Source organism: Burkholderia sp. E168m23 (assembly GCF_016586125.1).
GTDB classification, from domain to species: Bacteria; Pseudomonadota; Gammaproteobacteria; order Burkholderiales; family Burkholderiaceae; genus Burkholderia; species Burkholderia orbicola.
Window position 1 is genome coordinate 1 of record NZ_BCPP01000341.1, and the last position, 6,599, is coordinate 6,599.

The following is a 6,599-nucleotide window of genomic DNA, read 5'->3' on the forward strand; positions in this document are numbered from 1 at the left end:
GTTTCGCGGACGTGATCCGCAGCGTCGGATCGGCGCTCGCGCGATGCTCGCGCACGGCCCAGCCGTAATAGCGGCGGAACACGGACAACCGCCGGTTCGACGACGTCGCCTTGCCGTCGCTGCGCGCGGCGATATAGCCCGTCACCATCGCCTCGTCGGCCGAGTCGAGCGGCGCGTCGTGCGTCGCGGCCAGCCATTGGGAAAACAGCGCCAGGTCGCGCCGGTACGCATCGAGCGTGTTGCGCGCGAGCCCGTGCTCGAGCCACAGCGCATCGCAGAACACGTCGATCGACGCGCGGCTCGCGAGCAGCGCGGGCGATGCCGCGACGGCGTCGGTGTCGTTGTCGGCGGCGGGGGAAATCATCGGTTCGCTCATCAGTACGGCACGCCCTCGTGCGTCAGCAGCCAGCGCTTCACTTGCTGGTAATAGCCGTTGTCGTCGTGGTTCGCGAATCCGCCGAGACCGCCCGCCGCGACGACGCGATGGCACGGAATCACGAGCGGGAAATAGTTCGCGCCGCACGCCTGGCCGACCGCGCGCGGCGCGCTGCCGATCCGCTTCGCGACCTGGCCGTAGGTCAGCACCGTCCCGGGCGGGATATCGCTGATCGCGTCCCACACCCGGTGCTGGAATGCACTGCCGACGTCGGCGAGCGGCAGGTCGAAGCGTGCGGACGCGCGCTCGAAATAACGTTCGATCTGCTTCACGGCGCGCTTCGCGAGCGCCGAATCCGGATCGACCGACTTCATCGATTCGGGCAGATAGACGATCTCGCGCACCACCGCTGCATCCGTGCGGATGCCGACCTTGCCGAACGGCGCGTCGATGACAGCGTTGAACATTGAATTCTCCTGACCGAGGGATGCGCGCGCGGCCCTGCGCACGCGCCGACGACACTTTACGCCGCCTTCACGCGGCTCGCAGCGCCCATTCGACATGCTCGCGCACGACCGGCGACGGATCGTCGGCCCGGGCGCGCAGCGCGGCGACGATCGCATCGCGCGCGGGCGGCGCGAGCCGGTCCGCGCCGGCGCGCAGCGCATTGCCGAGCCCGACCGCGAGATTGCGCAGCCAGCTTTCGTAGCCGATGCGCCGGATCGCGCTGCCCTGCATCCGCGTGTCGAATGCCTCCGCGTCCCACGCGAACAGCTCGACGAGCGTCGCGCGGTCGAGGCCGTGCCGCACGTCGAAATCGGCGACGGGCGCGGCCTGCGCGAACTTGTTCCACGGGCACACGAGCTGGCAGTCGTCGCAGCCGTACACGCGATTGCCGATCATCGGCCGCAGCGGCTCGGGGATGCTGCCTTTCAGTTCGATCGTCAGGTACGAGATGCAGCGGCGCGCATCGACGCGATACGGCTCGACGATCGCACCGGTCGGGCACGCGTCGATGCAGCGGGTGCAGCTGCCGCAGTGCGCACCGGGCGTCTCGGGCGCGGTGTCGGGCAACGTGTGCGCGTCGGTCGGCAGCGGCAGGTCGACGTAGATCTCGCCGAGAAAGAACAGCGAGCCGGCATCGCGCTGCAGCAGCAGCGTGTGCTTGCCGCGCCAGCCGACTCCGGCCTTCTGCGCGAGTTCGACCTCGAGCACGGGCGCCGAATCGGTGAACACGCGGTAGCCGAACCCGCCGATCTCGTGCTCGATGCGCTCCGCGAGTGTCTGCAGCCGGTTGCGCAGCACCTTGTGATAGTCGCGGCCGCGCGCATAGATCGACACGACGGCCGCCTGCGGATCCTCGAGCCGCGCCCGTTCGCGCGCGCGCCAGTCGTGCGGCACGAGCGCGCCGGGCTCGCCAGCGGGCGCGTCGGCCGCGAGCGTTTGGCCCGGCAAATAGGCGAGCCGCACGGAGATCACGCGTCGCGTACCGGCCACAAGTTCGGCCGGCCGCGCGCGTTTCATCCCATGTTTCGCCATATAATCCATTTCGCCGTGGTATCCGGCTTCCAGCCAGGCGGCGAGGCCCGCTTCGGCATCCGAGAGATCGGTATCGCTGATGCCGATCGCCCCGAAACCCAATTCGCGCCCCCACGCCCTGATGCGAGCGGCGAGCGCAGTCAACGCCGCATCGTCGAGCGCGCACGGCGCCGCGCCTTCGTCACGAGTCGAAGGCCTGTCGGATGCGGCGCGTTCCGGTAGTCGGTTCATCGCACTATTTTACGAGAATGCCAGCCACGTCCAGCCAACCGCCTCATGCCACGTTGCCCGCCCCGCTCGCGGAGCGCGTGGTCGCGCTCGCCGACGAAGCGGCAACCGAGGCCTTCGGCACCCGCTTCGCGCACGCGCTCGACGCGGCGCGCCTCGAGCTCGACCGCGCGCATACGTTCGACGGGCTGCAGATCCAGCTGGTCGGCGATCTCGGCGCGGGCAAGACGACCCTCGTGCGCGCGATCCTGCGCGGCCTCGGCCACGAGGGGCGTGTGCGCAGCCCAACCTATACGCTCGTCGAGCCGTACGCGCTCGAACGCAGCGATGGGGAACTCGAGGTCTATCACTTCGATCTGTATCGATTCAACGATCCGGCCGAATGGTCCGATGCAGGCTTTCGCGAATATTTCAATTCCACCGCGATCTGCCTCGTCGAATGGCCGCAACAGGCGGGCGCCCTGCTCGGCGTGCCCGATCTGGTTTTCTCGCTCGACGTGGATGGCGACGGCCGTGCCCTCACCGTCCGGGCGTACAGCGCTTCAGGAAAGGCATGTCTCGAAAGATGTTGATCAAACCGTTCCGCTCGATCGAATCGGCGGCCACCGCGACGCACAACTGGCGGCGCCGTCAGATCCTGCGCGCGGGGGCGTCGACGCTGGTGCTCGGTCTCGTCGCGCCGCGGCTCGCGCACGCGTCGTCGGTGCTCGGCGTGCGCGTGTGGCCCGCACGCGATTACACGCGCGTCACGATCGAATCCGACCAGCCGCTGCAGAATAGCCAACAGCTGCTGCAGGGTCCCGACCGTCTCGTCGTCGACCTGAGCGGCCTCGACCTCGACCAGGCGCTGCGCGACCTCGTCTCGAAGATCGCGCCGAACGATCCGCAGATCCAGTCGGTGCGCGTCGGCCAGTATCAGCCACACGTCGTGCGGATGGTGTTCGACCTGAAAGGCTCGGTGAAGCCGCAGGTGTTCACGCTGCCGCCCGTCGGCACGTACAAGTACCGGCTGGTGTTCGACCTGTATCCGGCCGTCGCGCCCGATCCGCTGTCCGACCTGATCGCGCAGACGGAACGCAAGGAACAGGCGCTCAACGACACCGCGCGCGCGCAGCAGATGCAGCCGCCGTCCACGCTGGCGGGCCCCGGCACCCCGCCGCCCGGCGCGGGCGACAACAGCGACGCATTCTTCCAGCGTTTCGCGCAGAACACGCCGGCCACGCCGCACGCGCCGCCGGCCGCCGGCACGCCGTCGACGCCCGCGAAGCCGGCCGTCAAGCCGCCGCCCGTCATCGCGCGCCGCGACGACAGCGACGACGACGGCGACACCTACAAGTTCACCGCGCCGAAATCCGGCAAGGGCGGCACCGTGCGTCTGCTGACGGTCGCGATCGACCCGGGCCACGGCGGCGAGGATCCGGGCGCGATCGGCGGCAACGGCACGTACGAGAAGCACATCGCGCTCGACATCGCGAAGAAGCTGCGCGCGAAGATCGACGCCGCGCCGAACATGCGCGCGATGATGACGCGCGACGCCGACTTCTTCGTGCCGCTGAACGTGCGCGTGCAGAAGGCGCGCCGCGTCGGCGCGGATCTCTTCGTGTCGATCCACGCGGATGCGTTCACGACGCCGTCCGCACGCGGCTCGTCGGTGTTCGCGCTGTCCGACCACGGCGCGACGAGCGCCGCGGCGCGCTGGATGGCGAACAAGGAGAATTCGTCGGACCTGATCGGCGGCATCAACATCAAGACGGCGGACGCGGCCGTGAACCGCGCGCTGTTCGACATGTCGACGACCGCGCAGATCCGCGACTCGCTGCGCTACGGCAACTACGTGCTGAAGGAAGTCGGCGGCATCAACAAGCTGCACAAGGGCTCGGTCGAGCAGGCCGGGTTCGCGGTGCTGAAGGCGCCCGACATTCCGTCGATCCTCGTCGAGACCGCGTTCATCAGCAACCCGGACGAAGAGCGCCGGCTCAACGACGACAGCTATCGCGACGAGATGGCCGACGCGATCTTCCGCGGCATCAAGCGCTATTTCGCCGCGAATCCGCCGCTCGCGAAGAGCCGGATGGCCTGAGCGCCACCGCTTCCCCCCGCCGGCACGCAGTGCGTGCCGGCGCGTCACGACGCCGCGAAGCGGCTCAGCAGTTTCCCGCCGAACACGTTCACCGCGAGCCCGCCCATCACGAGCGCGGCGCCGATCAACTGCGCCTGCGTCAGATGCTCGTCGAGCAGCAGCGCCGACGACGCGAGCCCGATGATCGGCACCAGCAGGGAGAATTGCGCGACCTGCGCGGCCGGGTAGCGCGACAGCAGGCGGCTCCACAGCCCGTAGCCGAGCAGCGTCGCGACGAACGCGAGATAAACGACCGCGAAGATCGATGCGCCGTCGAGCCCGGCGAGCGCGGTCGCGATCCGCTGCGGCCCTTCGAACCACAGCGACAGCAGGAAGAACGGCACGGGCGGCACAAGGCTCGCCCACACGACGAGCGACACGAGGTTCGCCTTGCCGACCTTCTTCGTGACGATATTGCCGACGGCCCACATCGCGGCCGAGCAGATCGTCAGCAGGAAGCCCGCGAGCGTCATCGCGCGGCCGCCCTGCGCGGCGATCACGACGAGCCCGCCCGCGGCAATCGCGAGCCCGACCAGGTTCTGCACGCGCAGCCGCTCGCCGAGGAACAGCATCGCGAACACCAGCGTGAAGAACGCCTGCGACTGCAGCACGAGCGATGCGAGGCCGGCCGGCATGCCGACGTACATGCCGGTGAACAGGAACACGAACTGGCCGAGCTGGATCGTCGCGCCGTACAGCACCAGCAGCCGCCACGAAATCTGCGGCCGGCGCACGAAGAACACCGCGGGCACGGCCGCGAGCGTGAAGCGCAGCGCGCCGAGCAGCATCGGCGGCATGCCGTGCAGGCCGACCTTGATCACGACGAAGTTCACGCCCCACGCGAGGATCACGACCAGCGCGAGCAGCAAGTCCTTCGGGGCCATCATCGGCGTCTCCTCGATTGTCGAATTGTCGGTATGAAGCCGGTCAGTCTACCGGGTTTCGCCGCCCGGCCCGATACCCGCGCGGCGCGTATGGAATCGGCGGCGGGCGCGGCGGCCTGCGCACGGCGGAGGATGCCGCACGACGCGTGCCTGCCGCGGGTGCATCGCGCCGCGCGCGTTTCGCGCTCCCCCGTCACGCGCAGCGCCGCGCCGCCAGTACAATGACCGGCAATCCAGCCGTTCCCCACGAGGCCCCCATGACCGACTCGATCAAAGCCCTGCTGAAGCCGCACGTGCGCGACATCGGCAACCTGCAGGTGCGCCGCACGCTGCCCGCGCTCGCCGCACGCCTCGTCGGCCCGTTCATCTTCTTCGATCACATGGGGCCCGCCACGCTGTCCGCCGGCACGGGGCTCGACGTGCGCCCGCATCCGCACATCGGGCTCGCGACGGTCACCTACCTGTTCGACGGCGCGATCCTGCACCGCGACAGCCTCGGCTCGCTGCAGGAAATCGTGCCGGGCGACGTGAACTGGATGACGGCCGGCCGCGGCATCGTCCACTCCGAGCGCACGCCGGACGCGCAGCGCGCGAGCGGCCACACCGTGCACGGCATCCAGACCTGGGTTGCGCTGCCGCAGGCGCACGAGACGACCGAGCCGTCGTTCGAGCACCACGCGGCCGACACGCTGCCCAAGCGCGACGAAGACGGCGTGGCGCTGACCGTGATCGCCGGCGACGCGTTCGGGTTGCGCTCGCCCGTGACGACGTTCTCGCGCACGCTGTACGTCGCGGCCGAATTCGCGGCCGGCGGCCGGCTCGAACTCGATGCATCGCACGAGGAGCGCGCGGTCTACGTGGTCGACGGCGCGCTCGCGATCGACGGCACGCCGGTACCGGCCGAACAGATGGCCGTGCTCGCGCCGGGCGCGACGGTCACGCTGACGAGCGCCAGCGGCGCGCGCGCGATGCTGCTCGGCGGCGACCGGATGGACGGCGAACGCTTCATCGAGTGGAATTTCGTCGCGAGCAGCCGCGACGCGATCGAGCGGGCGAAAGCGGCGTGGACGCGCCAGGAAATGGGCAAGGTGCCTGGCGAGACGGAATGGATTCCGCTGCCCGAAGCGAAGCCGCGTTGAAAAAGCGGCGCGCCGCCCCCATCCTGACGACATTCGAACGGGAGAGAACGACATGGACACCACGCTTGCCACATTCGAGAAAGACGTCATCGAGGCGTCGCTGGATACGCCCGTGCTGGTCGACTTCTGGGCGCCGTGGTGCGGCCCCTGCAAGACGCTCGGCCCGCTGCTGGAAAAGCTCGAGGCCGATTACGCAGGCCGCTGGAAGCTCGTGAAGGTCAACGTCGACGAGAACCAGGAACTCGCCGCGCACTTCCAGACGCGCAGCATCCCGTAATAACTTCGTATAGCATACATTATACGAAGTTATACGA

At 69.1% G+C, this 6,599-nt stretch carries 7 protein-coding genes and 1 pseudogene; 4 read left to right on the forward strand and 4 right to left on the reverse strand.

What is annotated here, in order from left to right; translation table 11 throughout:
- From JMF90_RS18290 to queG, 3 genes are all read right to left on the reverse strand, one after another.
- A partial coding sequence (locus JMF90_RS18290) for a site-specific integrase (RefSeq protein WP_201325293.1) occupies nt 1–376 on the reverse strand: 376 nt, incomplete at its 3' end.
- Entirely contained in the window at nt 376–843 is a 468-nt protein-coding gene (locus tag JMF90_RS18295; protein ID WP_011546053.1) for a methylated-DNA--[protein]-cysteine S-methyltransferase, read from the reverse strand. The genes JMF90_RS18290 and JMF90_RS18295, both read right to left, overlap by 1 nt.
- Nucleotides 844–910: 67 nt before the next feature.
- On the reverse strand, nt 911–2,146 hold the full coding sequence (gene queG / locus JMF90_RS18300; RefSeq protein ID WP_011546054.1) for a tRNA epoxyqueuosine(34) reductase QueG: 1,236 nt from the start codon (nt 2,144–2,146) through the stop codon (nt 911–913).
- A 17-nt stretch (nt 2,147–2,163) separates the two neighbouring features.
- On the opposite strand from queG, the gene tsaE reads away from it, so the two are divergent.
- Together tsaE and JMF90_RS18310 are read left to right on the forward strand one after the other, a co-directional pair.
- On the forward strand, nt 2,164–2,715 hold the full coding sequence (gene tsaE, locus JMF90_RS18305; protein ID WP_041489242.1) for a tRNA (adenosine(37)-N6)-threonylcarbamoyltransferase complex ATPase subunit type 1 TsaE: 552 nt from the start codon (nt 2,164–2,166) through the stop codon (nt 2,713–2,715).
- Nucleotides 2,697–4,223, forward strand: coding sequence for an N-acetylmuramoyl-L-alanine amidase (locus JMF90_RS18310; protein WP_023477625.1), 1,527 nt, complete (start codon nt 2,697–2,699; stop codon nt 4,221–4,223). The genes tsaE and JMF90_RS18310 overlap by 19 nt, the downstream gene beginning before the upstream one ends.
- 44 nt (nt 4,224–4,267) lie before the next feature.
- Here the strand turns inward: JMF90_RS18310 and JMF90_RS18315 are convergent, their stop codons facing one another.
- The gene (locus JMF90_RS18315; protein ID WP_011694382.1) at nt 4,268–5,146 is read right to left on the reverse strand and encodes an O-acetylserine/cysteine exporter; all 879 of its coding nucleotides are present in this window, start codon (nt 5,144–5,146) and stop codon (nt 4,268–4,270) included.
- A gap of 257 nt (nt 5,147–5,403) precedes the next feature.
- Between JMF90_RS18315 and JMF90_RS18320 the strand changes: the two genes are divergently transcribed.
- On the forward strand, nt 5,404–6,285 hold the full coding sequence (locus tag JMF90_RS18320) for a pirin family protein (RefSeq protein ID WP_011546057.1): 882 nt from the start codon (nt 5,404–5,406) through the stop codon (nt 6,283–6,285).
- 52 nt (nt 6,286–6,337) lie between these two features.
- A pseudogene (locus JMF90_RS18325) lies at nt 6,338–6,559 on the forward strand (thioredoxin family protein); the annotation flags it as partial.
- Nucleotides 6,560–6,599: the final 40 nt, after the last annotated feature.